General features: G+C 37.2%; 15 protein-coding genes. All 15 read left to right on the top strand.

The window, feature by feature from the left end:
- Positions 1–6: 6 nt before the first annotated feature.
- Positions 7–483 (top strand): signal peptidase II, encoded by a 477-nt coding sequence (gene lspA, locus AC4BB2_RS07345; protein ID WP_490472316.1) that lies wholly within the window; start codon positions 7–9, stop codon positions 481–483.
- A complete protein-coding gene (locus AC4BB2_RS07340) occupies positions 461–1,375 on the top strand; it encodes an RluA family pseudouridine synthase (RefSeq protein WP_490472315.1) in 915 nt (304 codons plus the stop codon). The genes lspA and AC4BB2_RS07340 overlap by 23 nt, the downstream gene beginning before the upstream one ends.
- Before the next feature lie 370 nt (positions 1,376–1,745).
- The gene (gene pyrR / locus AC4BB2_RS07335) at positions 1,746–2,366 is read left to right on the top strand and encodes a bifunctional pyr operon transcriptional regulator/uracil phosphoribosyltransferase PyrR (RefSeq protein WP_490474679.1); all 621 of its coding nucleotides are present in this window, start codon (positions 1,746–1,748) and stop codon (positions 2,364–2,366) included.
- 34 nt (positions 2,367–2,400) lie between these two features.
- Complete coding sequence (locus AC4BB2_RS07330; RefSeq protein WP_490472314.1) at positions 2,401–3,687, top strand: solute carrier family 23 protein; 1,287 nt, start codon at positions 2,401–2,403, stop codon at positions 3,685–3,687.
- Positions 3,688–3,791: 104 nt separating this feature from the next.
- Positions 3,792–4,718 carry an aspartate carbamoyltransferase catalytic subunit gene (locus AC4BB2_RS07325; protein ID WP_490472313.1) on the top strand — a complete coding sequence of 309 codons (927 nt, stop codon included), beginning with the start codon at positions 3,792–3,794 and terminating at the stop codon, positions 4,716–4,718.
- 9 nt (positions 4,719–4,727) lie between these two features.
- The gene (gene pyrC / locus AC4BB2_RS07320) at positions 4,728–6,011 is read left to right on the top strand and encodes a dihydroorotase (protein ID WP_490474678.1); all 1,284 of its coding nucleotides are present in this window, start codon (positions 4,728–4,730) and stop codon (positions 6,009–6,011) included.
- Positions 6,012–6,014: 3 nt separating this feature from the next.
- Positions 6,015–7,094 (top strand): carbamoyl phosphate synthase small subunit, encoded by a 1,080-nt coding sequence (locus AC4BB2_RS07315; RefSeq protein ID WP_490472312.1) that lies wholly within the window; start codon positions 6,015–6,017, stop codon positions 7,092–7,094.
- Positions 7,094–10,276 carry a carbamoyl-phosphate synthase large subunit gene (gene carB / locus AC4BB2_RS07310; RefSeq protein WP_490472311.1) on the top strand — a complete coding sequence of 1,061 codons (3,183 nt, stop codon included), beginning with the start codon at positions 7,094–7,096 and terminating at the stop codon, positions 10,274–10,276. The genes AC4BB2_RS07315 and carB overlap by 1 nt, the downstream gene beginning before the upstream one ends.
- A 97-nt stretch (positions 10,277–10,373) precedes the next feature.
- Complete coding sequence (locus AC4BB2_RS07305) at positions 10,374–11,156, top strand: dihydroorotate dehydrogenase electron transfer subunit (RefSeq protein WP_490472310.1); 783 nt, start codon at positions 10,374–10,376, stop codon at positions 11,154–11,156.
- Complete coding sequence (locus AC4BB2_RS07300) at positions 11,153–12,082, top strand: dihydroorotate dehydrogenase (RefSeq protein WP_490472309.1); 930 nt, start codon at positions 11,153–11,155, stop codon at positions 12,080–12,082. Before AC4BB2_RS07305 ends, AC4BB2_RS07300 begins: the two co-directional genes overlap by 4 nt.
- Positions 12,079–12,798, top strand: coding sequence for an orotidine-5'-phosphate decarboxylase (gene pyrF, locus AC4BB2_RS07295; protein WP_490472308.1), 720 nt, complete (start codon positions 12,079–12,081; stop codon positions 12,796–12,798). Before AC4BB2_RS07300 ends, pyrF begins: the two co-directional genes overlap by 4 nt.
- Positions 12,795–13,430, top strand: coding sequence for an orotate phosphoribosyltransferase (pyrE, locus tag AC4BB2_RS07290; protein WP_490472307.1), 636 nt, complete (start codon positions 12,795–12,797; stop codon positions 13,428–13,430). Before pyrF ends, pyrE begins: the two co-directional genes overlap by 4 nt.
- 205 nt (positions 13,431–13,635) lie before the next feature.
- Positions 13,636–14,337 (top strand): carbonic anhydrase family protein, encoded by a 702-nt coding sequence (locus AC4BB2_RS07285; protein WP_490472306.1) that lies wholly within the window; start codon positions 13,636–13,638, stop codon positions 14,335–14,337.
- A 14-nt stretch (positions 14,338–14,351) separates the two neighbouring features.
- Positions 14,352–15,242, top strand: a complete 891-nt coding sequence (locus tag AC4BB2_RS07280) for a LysR family transcriptional regulator (protein ID WP_490472305.1) — start codon at positions 14,352–14,354, stop codon at positions 15,240–15,242.
- 339 nt (positions 15,243–15,581) lie between these two features.
- Complete coding sequence (locus AC4BB2_RS07275; protein ID WP_490472304.1) at positions 15,582–16,742, top strand: pyridoxal phosphate-dependent aminotransferase; 1,161 nt, start codon at positions 15,582–15,584, stop codon at positions 16,740–16,742.
- The last annotated feature ends 39 nt before the right edge of the window (positions 16,743–16,781 follow it).

Genomic DNA, 16,781 nt, shown 5'->3' with positions numbered 1-16,781 from the left:
AAGCCGTTGTTAGCAGTCTATCTTATTATCAGTGCCGCATTGATTGGTTTAGATCAGTGGGTGAAATATTTAACGGTAGCTAATATCCAATTAGGGGAAACGAAAGAATTTATTCCCGGATTTTTATCATTTACCTATATTCGTAATACCGGGGCTGCATGGAGCCTTCTAGAAGGCAAAATGTGGTTCTTTTATATTATTACAGTTATTGTAGTCGCTGTAGTTTTATATATCTTAGTTAAAAATATTAATGGAAGCAAATGGCTTACCGTTGGTTTGAGTTTAGTTTTAGCAGGAGCGATTGGCAATTTTATTGATCGTTTACGTTTAGGTTTTGTTGTTGATATGTTCCAGACAGAATTTATTAACTTTCCTATATTCAATGTTGCTGACTCAGTACTAGTTATAGGTGTGGCATGTATATTTATTTATTTGCTTTTAGAAGAAAAAGCAGCGAAGGATGGAAAAAATGGAACCAATTAATGTGAAAATAAAACAAGAAAAAGGACGGATTGATAAAGTTTTAAGCGAGTTGTTAAAAAATCACTCCCGTTCTCAAATTCAACAATGGTTAAAAGACCAAAATATAACTGTTAATGGTGAAGTGACTCGTTCAAATTATAAAGTAAAAGAAAACGATGAAATCAGTATCACTGTTCCAGAACCAGAAGAACTGAATGTTCAAGCTGAAAATATTCCTATTGAAATTGTTTATGAAGACGACGATGTACTTGTCATCAACAAACCGCAAGGCATGGTAGTTCATCCATCAGCAGGACACCAAAATGGTACATTAGTTAATGCATTGTTGTACCATATTAAAGATTTATCTTCAATCAACGGCATCATTCGCCCTGGTATCGTTCATCGTATCGATAAAGATACTTCTGGTTTATTGATGGTTGCTAAAAATGACAAAGCTCATGTTGCACTGGCAGAACAATTGAAAGATAAAACATCCCTTAGAAAATATATTGCCTTAGTCCATGGAGAAATATCTCATGACAAAGGTGAAATTAATGCACCTATTGGTCGTTCAAAAAATGATCGGAAAATGCAGGCTGTAATTGAAGGTGGAAAACCTGCAGTAACTCATTTTGAAGTTTTGGAAAGATTTAATGATTTCACATTAGTTCAGTTGCAGCTAGAAACAGGGCGTACACACCAAATTCGAGTACACATGAAGTACATTGGCTTTCCAGTTGCTGGCGATCCATTATACGGACCAAGAAAAACGTTAAAAGGCAAAGGTCAATTTCTACATGCTGAAATGTTAGGATTCAAACATCCCACAACTGGCCAAATGATGGTCTTTGAAGCTCCTCTGCCAGCCCTTTTTGAAAAAACTTTAGATCAATTAAGGAATAATGATTGATTTATTTCAGAAGAAAAGGTACACTGTTTGAGAAAGAAAATTAAATAAAGTAATCCTTTAAGAGTAGTCCCGTGAGGCTAAGAAGGAAACATGCAGAACAATATCTAGGTGCGCTTAGAGAAAATCTGTGTGAGATGAATGGTATCTTTGTATAGATAAATTCAATCCTCCTATCCGAACACGGGTAGGAGGATTTTTGTTTTTCCTCACTGCGACTGCCAGCATAGCTGACAGAACAGGTGATCAAAGCAAATGAAGTGAGAGAAACTACCTTACTCAAAAGATACAAAGTGTTTACGGTATTAAACAAGACACGGCAACTAAGAAACATCGCAAAAAATGAAAAAGAGCAAGCGTCCCGCCTTATACGCTGAAACAGGAAGCTCAAAAGGCAACAGAAAAACCAAAATTACATTTTCAGAAGGAGAAAGAAATGCAAAAAAAAGAAGTCGTTGACGCAGTAACAATGAAACGAGCATTAACAAGAATTACTTATGAAATTATTGAAAGAAATAAAGGAATTCAAGACATTGTCTTAGTAGGAATTAAAACTCGTGGGATTTATATCGCACAACGGATTGCAGAACGTTTAAAACAATTAGAACAGATTGAAGTCCCTGTAGGAGAGCTTGATATCACGTTATATCGAGATGATATGGATGGTCAATCAATGAAAAAACGTTCACTTGTAGAACCAGAGCTTCATTCATCAGACATTCCAGTTTCTTTAGAAGGTAAGGAAGTCATTTTAATTGACGATGTACTCTTTACAGGAAGAACGATTCGAGCAGCCATGGATGCAGTGATGGATCTTGGGAGACCAAGAAAAATTTCATTAGCTGTTTTAGTGGATCGAGGGCATCGTGAACTTCCTATTCGAGCGGACTATGTTGGTAAAAACATCCCGACATCGATGGCAGAGGAAATCATTGTGGAAGTAGAAGAAAAAGATGGTGCTGACCGCATCTTGATTGCAAGTACAGAAGAATAAACAAATAAATATAGTAAAGATGGGATAGGTAGAGATGACAGAAAAAAAGTTTCGCAATGAAGAGGCAGTTTTAGATATACATGATAAACCGAAGACGGCTCAGTGGATTGGATTAAGTTTACAGCATTTATTCACGATGTTTGGAGCAACAGTTATAGTTCCAATATTAGTAGGAATTGATCCGGGAATAGCTTTGGTCAGTTCTGGTTTAGGAACGATGGTTTACTTGTTCGTCACAAAAGGGAAAATCCCAGCATATCTAGGCAGCAGCTTTGCCTTTATTGCAGCTATGCAGATGTTGATGAAAAGTGACGGATACCCCGCTATCGCTCAAGGAGCAATCACAACTGGTTTGGTGTATCTGATTGTTTCACTCATTGTTAGTAAAATTGGTTCAGCTTGGCTAGACAAAATTTTACCACCAATCGTTGTAGGTCCTGTAGTGATGGTCATAGGTCTAGGACTTGCAGCAAATGCCTCGAATAATGCCATGTTTAATAATGGAGAATATGATTTCAAATTTATCGCTGTTGCATTAATCACTTTAGGCTTAACGATTTTTTACAACATGTTTTTCAAAGGGTTTCTAGGATTGATTCCGATCTTGCTGGGAATTGTCAGTGGCTACTTAGTGGCGCTATTATTCGGAATCGTTGATACAGAGCCAATCAAACAAGCTGCGTGGTTTACAGTACCGAGTTTTGAAATTCCCTTTGTTCAATATCAACCGAAACTATATCTAAACGCAATTACAACGATGGCGCCGATTGCTTTTGTCACAATGACTGAACATATTGGACATTTAATGGTTTTAAATAAATTAACAAAACGAAACTTTTTCAAAGAGCCTGGTTTATCAAAAACATTGATGGGAGATGGAGCTGCACAAATCGTTGCTGGCTTGGTGGGAGGACCTCCTGTCACAAGTTATGGAGAAAATATCGGAGTGTTAGCAATTACAAGAGTGCATAGTGTCTTCGTTATTGGAGGTGCAGCAGCTTTTGCTGTAGGACTTGGCTTTGTTGGGAAACTAAGCGCTGTGATCTTAAGTGTTCCAGGACCAGTAATTTCCGGTATCAGCTTCGTTTTATTCGGAGTAATCGCAGCAAGCGGATTGAAGATCTTGATTGATAACCAAATCAACTTTGATAAGAAAAAGAATTTATTGATTGCATCTGTAATCTTAGTTATTGGCATCGGAGGATTAGTGTTTAAGATAGAGACATTTGAATTATCATCCATGGCATTAGCAACTGTATTAGGGATTATTCTGAACTTAATCTTACCAGAAACAGCCCGTAGTGAAGAAAAATCTGTCTAGCTTCAAGTCTAGACGAGCCTGCTACGCTTTTTGTAAAAAAGTGAACTGAAATACAAGGTGTAGTGAAGCGAAACGTTGTTACTTATATAAGGAGGAATGGATGCATGATCATCACATCTGAACGTATCAGTTTAAAACATCTTTTAACCGTAGAAGTATTAAGCGATCAAGAGGTTATGGGGCTGATCCATCGCGCACAAGAATTTAAACAAGGTGCAACGTGGCAGCCAGAAAAAAAACAATATTTTGCGACAAACTTGTTCTTTGAAAATAGTACTCGAACCCATAAAAGCTTTGATGTTGCTGAGAAAAAACTAGGGATTGAAGTGATTGAGTTTGAAGAAAGTATGAGTTCAGTCAAAAAAGGTGAAACACTTTATGATACGGTGCTGACAATGTCGGCAATCGGAGTGGATGTGGCAGTCATTCGTCATGGAGAAGAAAATTATTATGATGAACTGATTCAAAGTAAAACGATTCAATGTGCCATCATTAATGGCGGAGACGGTAGCGGACAGCATCCAACGCAATGTCTGTTGGATTTAATGACGATTTATGAAGAATTTGGTCATTTTGAAGGATTGAAAGTAGCGATTGTTGGGGATATTACTCATTCCAGAGTTGCAAAATCAAATATGCAAATGCTCAAACGACTTGGTGCAACGATCTTTTTCTCGGGTCCTGAAGAATGGTATGACAAGCAGTTTGAAGCTTATGGACATTATATGCCGCTAGATGAAGTAGTAGAAACGGTGGATGTCATGATGATGCTTCGTGTGCAGCATGAGCGTCATGATGGATCAGAAATCTTTTCAAAAGAAGAATATCATCAAGACTATGGTTTAACAGTAGAACGAGCAAAACGATTACAAAAGCAAACAATCATCATGCATCCAGCACCAATCAACCGCGATGTTGAATTAGCAGATTCTCTTGTAGAGGGAATCCAGTCACGTATCATCCAACAAATGAGTAATGGTGTTTACATGAGAATGGCTATACTAGAAGCAGTACTACAAGGAAAGGCATAGGTGAACAAAATGAAAACACTTATCAAAAATGGAAAAATCATTAAAAAGGGTAATCAATTGATTCCAGCAGAAATTTGGATTGAAGATGGCAAAATTAGAGCAATTGGTGAATCTTTTGACGAAAGTAACTTTGAAAAAGTGTATGATGCAAAAGGACAATTAATTACACCAGGATTAGTTGATGTTCATGTTCATTTAAGAGAACCGGGTTTTACGTATAAAGAAACAATCGAAACTGGCAGTAAATCAGCTGCTAGAGGTGGATACACAACGGTTTGCGCCATGCCTAACTTAAATCCAGTACCAGATACCGCTGAAAAACTAAAAGAAGTTTACGATATCATTAAAAAAAATGCTGTGGTAAAAGTTCTACAATATGCACCAATCACAGAAGAGCTCCGTAGTGAAACCTTAACCGATCAAAAAGCTTTAAAAGAAGTTGGCGCATTTGCCTTCACTAACGACGGTGTAGGTGTACAAACTGCCGGGACGATGTATCTTGCCATGAAAGAAGCAGCCTCGTTAGGAATGGCAATCGTTGCCCATACAGAAGACGAGTCCTTATTATTCGGCGGTGTGATGCATGAAGGAGAGGTATCTAAGAAATTAGGGCTGCCAGGTATTCTAAGCTCTACAGAGGCCTCACAAATTGCTCGGGATGTTGTTTTAGCTGGGGAAACGGGCGTTCACTATCATGTTTGCCACGTATCTACAAAAGAAAGTGTCCGTGTGATTCGTGATGCTAAACGAGCTGGCATTCATGTGACAGCAGAAGTTGCCCCGCATCATTTAATTCTTGTTGATGAAAATATCCCTGAAGACAACGGGTTTTGGAAAATGAATCCGCCATTAAGAGCAACTGAGGATCGTGATGCGTTGATTGAAGGCTTACTAGATGGAACGATTGATTGTATCGCAACTGACCACGCACCACACGGATTAGAAGAAAAAAATCAAACATTCTTAAAAGCACCTTTTGGAATTGTTGGAAGTGAAACAGCTTTCCAATTGATTTATACAAACTTTGTTGAAACAGGAAAATTTACTCTTGAACAAGTCATTAATTGGATGGCAACAAAACCAGCAGAAATTTTCGGTTTAGATGCTGGCACGTTAACAATTGGAAGCGCAGCAGACATTGCAGTGTTTGACTTATCAACAGAAGAAGCAATTGATGACAAAGATTTTGAATCACTAGGTGTCAACACGCCCTTTGTTGGCTGGAAAGTTAAAGGAAATACATTAATGACTTTTGTTGATGGACATTCAGCTTGGTCTAAAGGAGATGCATAGAATTTGAAGCGATTATTGATACTAGAAGACGGAACCGTTTTTGAAGGAAAAGCATTTGGAGCAGCAAGTGATGTAGTTGGTGAGGTTGTATTCACCACGAGCATGACGGGTTATCAAGAAACGATCACTGACCAAAGTTTCAACGGTCAAATCATTACATTTACTTATCCAATGGTTGGTAATTATGGTATCAATCGTGATGATTATGAATCAATATCTCCTACCTGCAAAGGTGTAATTGTTAAAGAGCATGCCCGCCTTGCATCGAATTGGCGTGCCCAAATGACACTGGATGAATTTCTGAAAAGAAAAGGGATTCCAGGGATTTCTGGAATTGATACTCGCGCATTAACAAGAAAACTTCGTTCTGTCGGAACAATGAAAGGCGGATTCATTGATGAAGGGGATGATTTAACTCATGCCTTTGACCAATTGAAAGCGACAGTCTTGCCTCAAAATCAAGTTGCCCAAGTTTCAACAACTAAACCTTACCCAAGTCCTGGTGTTGGGCGTAACGTTGTAGTAGTTGATTTTGGATTGAAACATAGTATTTTACGAGAGTTGTCTAAACGTCATTGTAATTTAACTGTTCTTCCTTATAACGCAGATGCTGAAACTATTTTAGAACTTTCACCTGATGGCGTCATGTTGACAAATGGGCCTGGTGATCCAAAAGATGTGCCGGAAGCTATTGAAATGATTCAAGGAATTCAAGGGAAAGTCCCGATTTTCGGAATCTGTTTAGGTCACCAATTATTTGCGCTAGCAAATGGCGCTGACACATACAAAATGAAATTTGGTCATCGTGGATTAAACCATCCAGTTCGGGAAATAGCTACTGGAAGAATTGATTTTACTTCACAGAATCATGGTTTTGCCGTAGATGAGTCAACGGTTGACCCTGAAAAATTGATGGTGACTCATGTGGAAGTAAATGATGGTTCGGTTGAAGGAGTCAGACATCGTCAATATCCAGCATTTACTGTTCAGTATCACCCAGATGCGGCACCAGGTCCACATGATGGATTGCACTTATTTGATGAATTTATGGAACTAATGGATGCATGGAAGGAGCAAGACTAATGCCTAAAAGAACAGATATCAAGAAAATCATGGTCATTGGTTCAGGACCTATTATTATCGGTCAAGCTGCAGAATTTGATTATGCCGGAACACAGGCATGTCTTGCTTTAAGAGAAGAAGGTTATGAAGTCGTTTTAGTAAACTCAAATCCGGCTACGATTATGACCGATAAAGAAATTGCAGATCAAGTGTACATAGAGCCCATTACACTTGAATTTGTTTCTCGAATTTTACGAAAAGAACGTCCAGATGCATTACTTCCAACACTAGGTGGACAAACAGGTCTTAATATGGCGATGGAGCTTGCAGCATCGGGTATCTTAGATGAACTAAATGTTGAATTATTAGGGACAAAACTAAGTGCTATCGACCAAGCAGAAGATAGAGACTTATTTAAACAACTAATGGAAGACTTAGATCAGCCGATTCCAGAAAGTGAAATTGTTAATACTGTAGAACAAGCGGTAGAATTTGCGAATATAATTGGTTATCCGATCATTGTTCGTCCTGCATTTACATTAGGCGGAACGGGTGGTGGGATGTGTGATAATGAAGAAGAGCTTCGGATCATTGCTGAAAATGGGTTGAAATTATCACCTGTAACACAATGTTTGATTGAAAGAAGTATCGCTGGTTTTAAAGAAATCGAATATGAAGTAATGCGGGACTCTGCAGATAATGCTATCGTTGTTTGTAACATGGAAAACTTCGATCCAGTAGGCATCCATACGGGAGATTCAATCGTTTTTGCACCAAGTCAGACATTATCTGATCATGAATATCAGATGCTTCGTGATGCCTCCCTAAAAATTATTCGAGCATTAAAAATAGAAGGCGGTTGTAATGTTCAACTTGCGCTTGATCCTCATAGTTTTAACTATTATGTGATCGAAGTAAATCCACGTGTTTCCCGTTCATCTGCACTAGCTAGTAAAGCGACAGGTTATCCAATCGCCAAATTAGCTGCGAAAATTGCAGTGGGATTAACACTAGATGAAATGAAAAATCCTGTAACTGAAACGACCTATGCAGAGTTTGAACCTGCTTTAGATTACGTAGTAGCGAAAATTCCTCGCTGGCCTTTTGACAAGTTCGAAAAAGGTGATCGTCGTTTAGGTACTCAGATGAAAGCAACAGGAGAGGTTATGGCGATTGGTAGAAATATTGAGGAATCATTACTAAAAGCTGTTCGTTCACTGGAAATCGGTGCTTACCATAATGAATTAAAAGAACTGCAGAATGTTAGTGACGAACAACTGATAGAAAAAGTCGTAAAAGCCCAAGATGATCGCTTATTTTATTTATCTGAAGCCATTCGCCGAGGGTATCCAATCGAAGAGCTGGCAATGCTGACAAAAATCGATTTATTCTTCTTGGACAAAATACTTCATATCGTTGAACTAGAAAATGGTTTGAAAGAAAATAGCAAAAACAGTGAACTATTAAAAGAAGCGAAACAAAATGGCTTTACTGATAGGAAAATCGCTGAATTATGGCAGATGAGTGAACAAGAAGTGACAGATTATCGCCATGAACAAAAAATTCTTCCTGTCTACAAAATGGTAGATACTTGTGCAGCTGAATTCGAATCTCAAACGCCATACTTTTATAGCACTTATGAATTTGAAAATGAAAGTATTCGTTCTCAAAAGCCATCCGTATTAGTTCTAGGATCAGGACCGATTCGTATTGGTCAAGGTGTTGAATTTGATTATGCAACAGTTCACTCTGTCAAAGCAATCCAAGCAGCTGGTTTTGAGGCGATTATCATGAATAGCAATCCAGAAACAGTTTCAACAGATTTCTCAATCTCAGATAAGCTTTATTTTGAACCATTGACACTAGAAGATGTTATGAACGTGATAGAATTGGAGCGACCCACAGGTGTCATCGTTCAATTCGGTGGTCAGACTGCAATCAATTTAGCTGAACCATTGGTAAAACAAGGAGTTAAAATCCTTGGTACATCAATTGAAGATTTAGACCGAGCTGAAAATCGTGATTTATTTGAGCAAGCATTGCAGGAATTGGGTATTCCTCAGCCGCCAGGAAACACTGCAATAAGTCCAGAAGAAGCAGTTGCTGTAGCTAATAAAATCGGGTACCCAGTCCTGGTACGTCCAAGTTATGTACTCGGCGGACGAGCAATGGAAATTGTAGAGAATCAAAAAGATTTAGAAGACTATATGACTAATGCTGTGAAAGCTTCCCCTGAACATCCAGTGTTAGTTGACAGCTATCTCTTAGGAAAAGAATGCGAAGTGGATGCGATTTGTGATGGAGAAACAGTGCTGATTCCTGGCATTATGGAACATATTGAACGAGCAGGTGTCCACTCTGGAGACTCGATGGCTGTTTATCCGCCCCAAACGTTATCAGACGATATACAAAAGACAATTGCTGATTATACTAAAAAATTAGCTCTGGGGTTAAACTGTATAGGAATGATGAATATCCAATTTGTTATACATGAAGAAAAAGTTTATGTGATTGAAGTTAATCCTCGGGCAAGTCGTACTGTACCATTTTTAAGTAAAATCACTGGTATTCCTATGGCTCAAATTGCTACAAAAGCAATTCTTGGTGAGAAATTAAATGAATTAGGTTACCAAAATGGATTATACCCTGAAAGCAAACAAGTACACATTAAAGCACCAGTCTTTTCTTTCACTAAACTCCAAAAAGTGGATACCTATTTAGGTCCAGAAATGAAATCAACTGGCGAAGTAATGGGTTCAGATTATAGCTTAGAAAAAGCTTTATACAAAGCCTTTGAAGCATCTGGATTACATTTACCAAACTTTGGCGCAGTATTGTTTACAATAGCGGATGAGACAAAAAATGAAGCATTAGACTTAGCAAAACGATTTAACGAAATTGGGTACAGTTTGATTGCAACAGAGGGAACAGCAAAATTCCTGAGAAAGAATGGGTTAGTCGTCAAAACAGTTGATAAAATCAATCCTGAAGGTCATAAAACAGTTCTTGATTTGATCCGTACTGGAAAAGCGCAAGTGGTTGTTAATACGATGGATAAAAATCGTTCTGACCTAAATCAAGATGGTTTCTTGATTCGTAGAGAGGCAGTGGAACATGGTGTACCACTATTTACTTCGTTAGATACGGCAGAAGCAATTTTGAAAGTTTTAGAATCTAGAGCATTTTCAACTGAGGCTATCTAATATTCATTAAATGTTGAGAAAAACCACTGACATTTTGGCGTTAGTCGGTTTTTCTCAGCTGCTGTTACTACCAATATGTTATAAAGGAGTAGAAAACATGAAACAGGAAATTATGACGATCGTTTCTCAAAAACAATTAGCTCCTAGGATTTTTCAAATGATTTTGACTGGCGATTTAGTAAAAGAAATGGAAAAACCTGGTCAGTTTATTCACATCAAAGTTCCAAGAGAAGATATGCTTTTAAGAAGACCCATCAGTTTAAATCAAATTGACAAACAAGCGCAAACATGTACGATTATTTATCGAACAGAAGGAGAAGGTACGAAAGTCTTTTCTATGCTCTGTGCTGGTGACACTTTAGATGTAATGGGACCTTTAGGAAATGGTTTTGACGTGAATTGTCTGAATCCTGGTCAAAAGGCATATGTGATAGGCGGTGGGATCGGTATTCCCCCAATGTATGAACTATCGAAGCAATTGAAACAAAAGGGAATAGAAGTCGTTCATTTTCTTGGCTATGCCTCTAAAGAAGTTGCGTATTTTCAAGACGAATTTATAGCATTAGGAGATACGAGATTTGCAACGGATGATGGTTCATTCGGTGTTGAAGGAAATGTCGGTAATCTCTTGTTAGATGCTGTGGAAAAAGAGCAGCCAGATGCTGTTTACGCCTGTGGGGCTAATGGAATGTTAAAAATGGTAGCACAAGTTTTTTCTGAAAATCCTAATGTCTTTCTCTCTTTGGAACAGCGCATGGCTTGTGGCATGGGAGCTTGTTATGCTTGTGTTTGTCACGTTCCAGATGATGAAACAGGAACAAAAAGTGTCAAAGTATGCGATGAAGGACCAATTTTTAGAGCGAGTGAGGTGGTTTTATGATGAATAATCCTTTAGCTGTAAGTATTCCTGGTTTAGAATTGAAAAATCCAATTATTCCTGCAAGCGGTTGTTTTGGATTTGGTGAAGAATATGCAAAGTATTATGATCTTGGAAAGCTAGGCTCCATCATGATTAAAGCAACAACACCGCAAGCACGCTTTGGTAATGCAACCCCTAGAGTAGCAGAAACGCCTAGTGGTATGCTCAATGCGATTGGTTTGCAAAATCCAGGCTTGGATGTTGTTATGAATACCAAATTACCTGCTTTAGAAGTTTACGATTTACCAATCATAGCCAATGTCGCTGGAGCCTGTGAAGAAGACTATGTAGAAGTTTGCAGTAAAATCGGTGATGCTAAAAATGTAAAAGCGATTGAATTAAATATTTCCTGCCCAAATGTAAAACATGGTGGGATAGCTTTTGGAACAGATCCAGACGTTGCCTTTCAATTAACACAAGCAGTAAAAAAAGTCGCTAAAGTCCCGATTTATGTTAAATTATCTCCCAACGTAACGGACATTGTACCAGTAGCCCAAGCAATTGAAGCTGGCGGAGCTGATGGCTTTTCAATGATCAACACTCTTTTAGGAATGCGAATTGATTTAAAAACACGTCGTCCTATTTTAGCTAACCAGACTGGAGGCTTATCAGGTCCGGCCATTAAACCAGTTGCTATTCGACTTATTCATCAAGTTTCTCAAATTTCTAATCTACCAATTATCGGTATGGGTGGTGTTCAAACAGTTGATGATGTGCTAGAAATGTTTATGGCTGGCGCCAGTGCGGTAGGTGTTGGAACAGCGAATTTTACAGATCCATACATTTGTCCAAAATTGATTGATGCTTTACCCCAAAGAATGGCCGAACTTGGGATTGAATCATTAGAACAACTAATCAAAGAGGTAAGAGAGGGAAAAAATCAATGAGTCAACGACCAATCATCGCATTAGATTTTTCTTCAAAAATTGAGGTAGAAACTTTTTTAAACAAATTTCCCCAAGATGAATCATTATTTGTCAAAGTTGGAATGGAACTATTTTACCAAGAAGGCCCAGAGATTGTCCGTTGGTTAAAATCATTAGGTCATTCTGTATTTTTAGATTTAAAACTACACGATATTCCAAATACGGTTGAAAAAGCAATGACAGGTTTAGCAAAACTTGGAGTGGATATGACCAATGTTCATGCTGCTGGCGGAATTCAAATGATGAAGGCAGCTAAAACAGGATTGGAAAAAGGAACCAAATCAGGAGAGCAAGTTCCGATTTTGATTGCTGTAACACAGTTAACCTCAACGAGTGAAACTGAAATGCAGCAGGACCAATTAATCCAAGTACCTTTAAAAGAAAGTGTACTCCATTACGCAAAATGTGCGGAAGAAGCTGGTTTATCTGGTGTTGTCTGCTCAGCTTTAGAAGCTGAAACGATTCATGAGGCAACAAGTGAAAAGTTTGTTTGTCTAACACCTGGTATACGCCCGAGCGGTAGTGATGTTGGCGATCAAAAACGTGTTGTCACACCAAGTGAAGCTAGAAAAGTTGGATCAACTTATATAGTAGTTGGAAGACCAATTACAAAAGTAACTGCACCTTATGAAGCATATCAAACAATAAAAAATGAATGGAATGGAGTAAACCAATGACTGAATTAGCTAAACGCATTGCAAAAGAGTTGTTAGAAATAGAAGCAGTATTTTTAAGTCCAAATGAACCATTTACTTGGGCAAGTGGGATTAAAAGTCCAATCTATTGCGATAATCGTATTACCATGAGTTACCCAGTCGTTCGTAAAGACATCGCTAAAGGATTAGCCGCAAAAATCAAAGAAACTTATCCAGATGTCCAAGTCATTGCTGGAACAGCAACAGCTGGTATTCCCCACGCAGCTTGGGTAGCTGATATTTTAGATTTACCAATGGTTTACATCCGTAGTAAGGCTAAAGAACACGGTAAAGGCAATCAAATTGAAGGTCGGATTTTTAAAGGCCAAAAAATGGTAGTGATTGAAGATTTGATTTCAACTGGGGGAAGCGTGTTGGAAGCAGCGACTGCAGCAGAACGTGAAGGCGCTGACGTTTTAGGAGTTGCAGCAATCTTCACTTATGAATTGCCAAAAGGTAAAGAAAAATTTGCAGAACACAATATGAAGTTAGTTACATTAACGAATTATTCAACCTTGATCGATGCAGCTTTAGAATCAAACTACATCGAAGAAAACGATGTTACTTTGTTAAAAAATTGGAAAAAAGATCCTGAAAACTGGCTAAATGATTAACTAAAGTAAAAAGAGGCATGATTTTTGAATGGGTAATCAAAAATCATGTCTCTTTTTTTATACCTCAATTTTATTGTATATGCTATAATTTGTTTATTAAAAAATAGTGAACGATTAAATAAACAATAAATCGTTTTTGAAAATTGACTGTTAATAATAAATAGGATAAAGTTATTTAAATAATAAAATCTGAAGGTGGGGTTTGATGAAAAATATTCGAAATATGGACGTAGAATGGGGATACACAGGTGAGCGTGGTCCAGAAAACTGGCACACTCTTTGTGATTGGTTTTCGACAGGAGCAAAATATCCATACCAATCACCAATCAATTTATCCAAAGACCTAATCAATGGTGTATCCGAAAATAGAAAAATCAATTTTTGTTATACAACAGAAGAATTTACAGAAAAAGAATTTAAAAATACGTTCCATTTTATTCCACCTAATACAGAAAGCTATGTAATTTTTGAAGAGGAAAAATATTATTTGACAGATATTCATTTTCATACTCCTAGTGAGCATACATTTGATGGAGAACATTGTCCAGTAGAATTTCATCTCGTTCATATGAACAATTCTGGCGAAAACTTAGTTGTAGGCTGTTTATTTACGATTACTAAAGAAGAAAATAAGTTTTCAAAAAAACAGGAGACATTATTATGGAATGCAAAAACCCATCAACAATGGTTTAATCCTTCCATTTTTTTACCAGAACAAAAATCTCATTTTCATTATTTGGGTTCATTAACTACACCGCCAACGAAAGGTCCGGTTCATTGGTTTGTATTTGATACGGTTCAAAAAATGGATAGTGATTTTTTCCAACGTATAGATGAAGGCATGTTGCCGTTCAATAATCGACCAGTCCAACCGCTGAATGGACGTAAAATCTATTTTTCTGAATAAAACGGAGGACTTCTATGAATATTCAACAAATGAAATATGTTGTAGCTGTCGCTAATAATGGCAGTTTTCGGGAAGCCGCAAAGAAACTTTTTATCACACAACCCAGTTTATCAAATGGGATACGTGAGTTAGAAGAGGAAATTGGTGTAACCTTATTTATCCGCACAAACAAAGGAGCTTCCTTAACTGATGAGGGGTCAACTTTTTTAGAACATGCAGAAAAAATTTTAACACAAATGGAAATCATAGAAAACCGTTATCAAGAAGCGGCGACTAGTGAACGATTTTCAATTTCATCTCAACATTACGATTTTTTAGGAGAAGTGATGGGAAGGGTGATCCAGCAATTTAAGGATCAGTACAAAAATTTTCGTGTATTTGAAACAACAACCTTAAAAGTAATTGAAGATGTAAAAAGCTATCACAGTGAATTAGGTATTATTTATCTGAATAGTCAAAATCAGGCTGGAATCGAGCGTTATTTAGAACAAGCGAACCTAACCTATGATGTAGTAGGAAGTTTTAAGACACACATTTTTCTTGGAAAAAACCATCCCTTAGCTAGCCAAAAGGAAATCCAATTGGAACAATTATGCTGCTATCCACAAGTACGTTTTACACAAGAAGGTAGCAATTTTGCTTATTTTTCTGAGGATTTGATCGAAAACCAAGAACAAGAAACGGTGATTTACACGAACGATCGGGGAACCTTAATGAATTTACTAGTAGAAACAGATGCTTATGCATCAGGTTCTGGCGTTGTTACTGGATTTACTAAAAAAGAGATTCGCTTAATTCCATTAGCCGAAAGTACAAATAACAAAATTTGTGTACTCTATCAAAAGAACAAAGCCATAAGTACAATTGGCCAATATTTTATGAAAGAATTGAAACAGCTATTCTAAGTAAGTTGGCTGTTGATAGTACTATTAATTTATGTTGAGTTATAGCAAAGACATAATAAATAACAGATAAAAATCACTCTTAAAAATTAAATTGTTAAGAGTGATTTTATACGTTGAGCGCTTTTTTTATATGTAAGCAAAGAAGTTTTTGTCGCAATATGTGAATTTGAATAGAAAACGCGTTTTTTTGAAATAGAAATTTCATTTTCAATCATATTATGCTATTATAAATTCATTAATAAAAATGTGGATATATACAAGTGTTTTGATGCACCAACTTCTAAATACTAAAAATATTCAGCATTAAAGGGTGGATCATAAGTAAGAGGAGGGTGTTTCATGGATTTATCTAAGAAATTTAACAAGCAAGTATATAAAATTGCCGTATCCACGATTCGTCAGTTTGATGAACAAGTTACGGACATTGAAGGAATAATAAAGCTAACTTTGGGTGAGCCTGATTTCAATACACCTGAGCACATAAAAAAAGCGGCTCATGATGCGATTAACAACAACTTTTCCCATTACTCAGGTATGGCTGGATTGACTGATGTTAGAGAAGCAGCAACTTTTTTTATGAAAGAAAAATACGGTGTAAGTTATCAGCCAGCATCAGAAGTTTTAGTGACTGTTGGGGCAACGGAGGCAATCTCAGCTAGTTTATTATCTATTTTAGAACCAGGAGACAAGGTACTGATGCCTGCTCCTATTTATCCTGGATATGAACCTGTGATTACTTTAGCTCAAGCAGAGCCAATCTATATTGATACAAGACCAAATAATTTTGTTTTAACTCCCGAAATGATCGAAGCAGCTATGGAAGAACATGGGGATCAAGTCAAAGCAATTATTCTAAATTACCCAAGTAATCCCACAGGAGTCACTTATAATCGTGATGAAGTTAAAGCGATTGCTGACGTTTTGAAAAATTACTCGATTTTTGTTATCAGTGATGAAATATATAGTGAACTGACCTATGAAGATCAACATGTATCCATAGCAGAGTTCATTCCAGAACAAACCATTTTAATCAATGGTTTGTCGAAATCTCATGCAATGACTGGCTGGCGAATTGGTTTTATTTTTGGACCAGAGAAATTGATTGGGGAAATTATCAAAGTTCATCAATATTTAGTTACAGCCGCAGCTACTATTTCACAAAAAGCAGCTGTTAGAGCTTTAATTGAAGGAATGAATGATGCTGCAATTATGAAAGAAGAATATCGTGAACGGCGAGATTTTGTCTATGAACAAATGACATCTTTTGGTTTTGATGTCGCTCGACCAAATGGTGCTTTTTATATCTTTGCTAAAATTCCTGCAGGTTATGAACAAGATTCAATGAAATTTTGTGTGGATTTAGCACAGAAACAAGCAATTGCTATCATTCCTGGAGTTGCTTTTGGTAATGAAGCTGAAGGCTATGTACGCATTAGTTATGCGGCTGATTTAGAAACATTGAAAGAAGCTATGAGAAGAATAGGTAGTTATATGAAATAGAAAAAATATGTAGCACTTATGAAACGATACATTCTATTT

It is taken from the genome of Enterococcus sp. AAFC-DPL-5146 (genome assembly GCF_058216635.1).
This window is presented reverse-complemented; position numbering and strand designations above follow the sequence as displayed.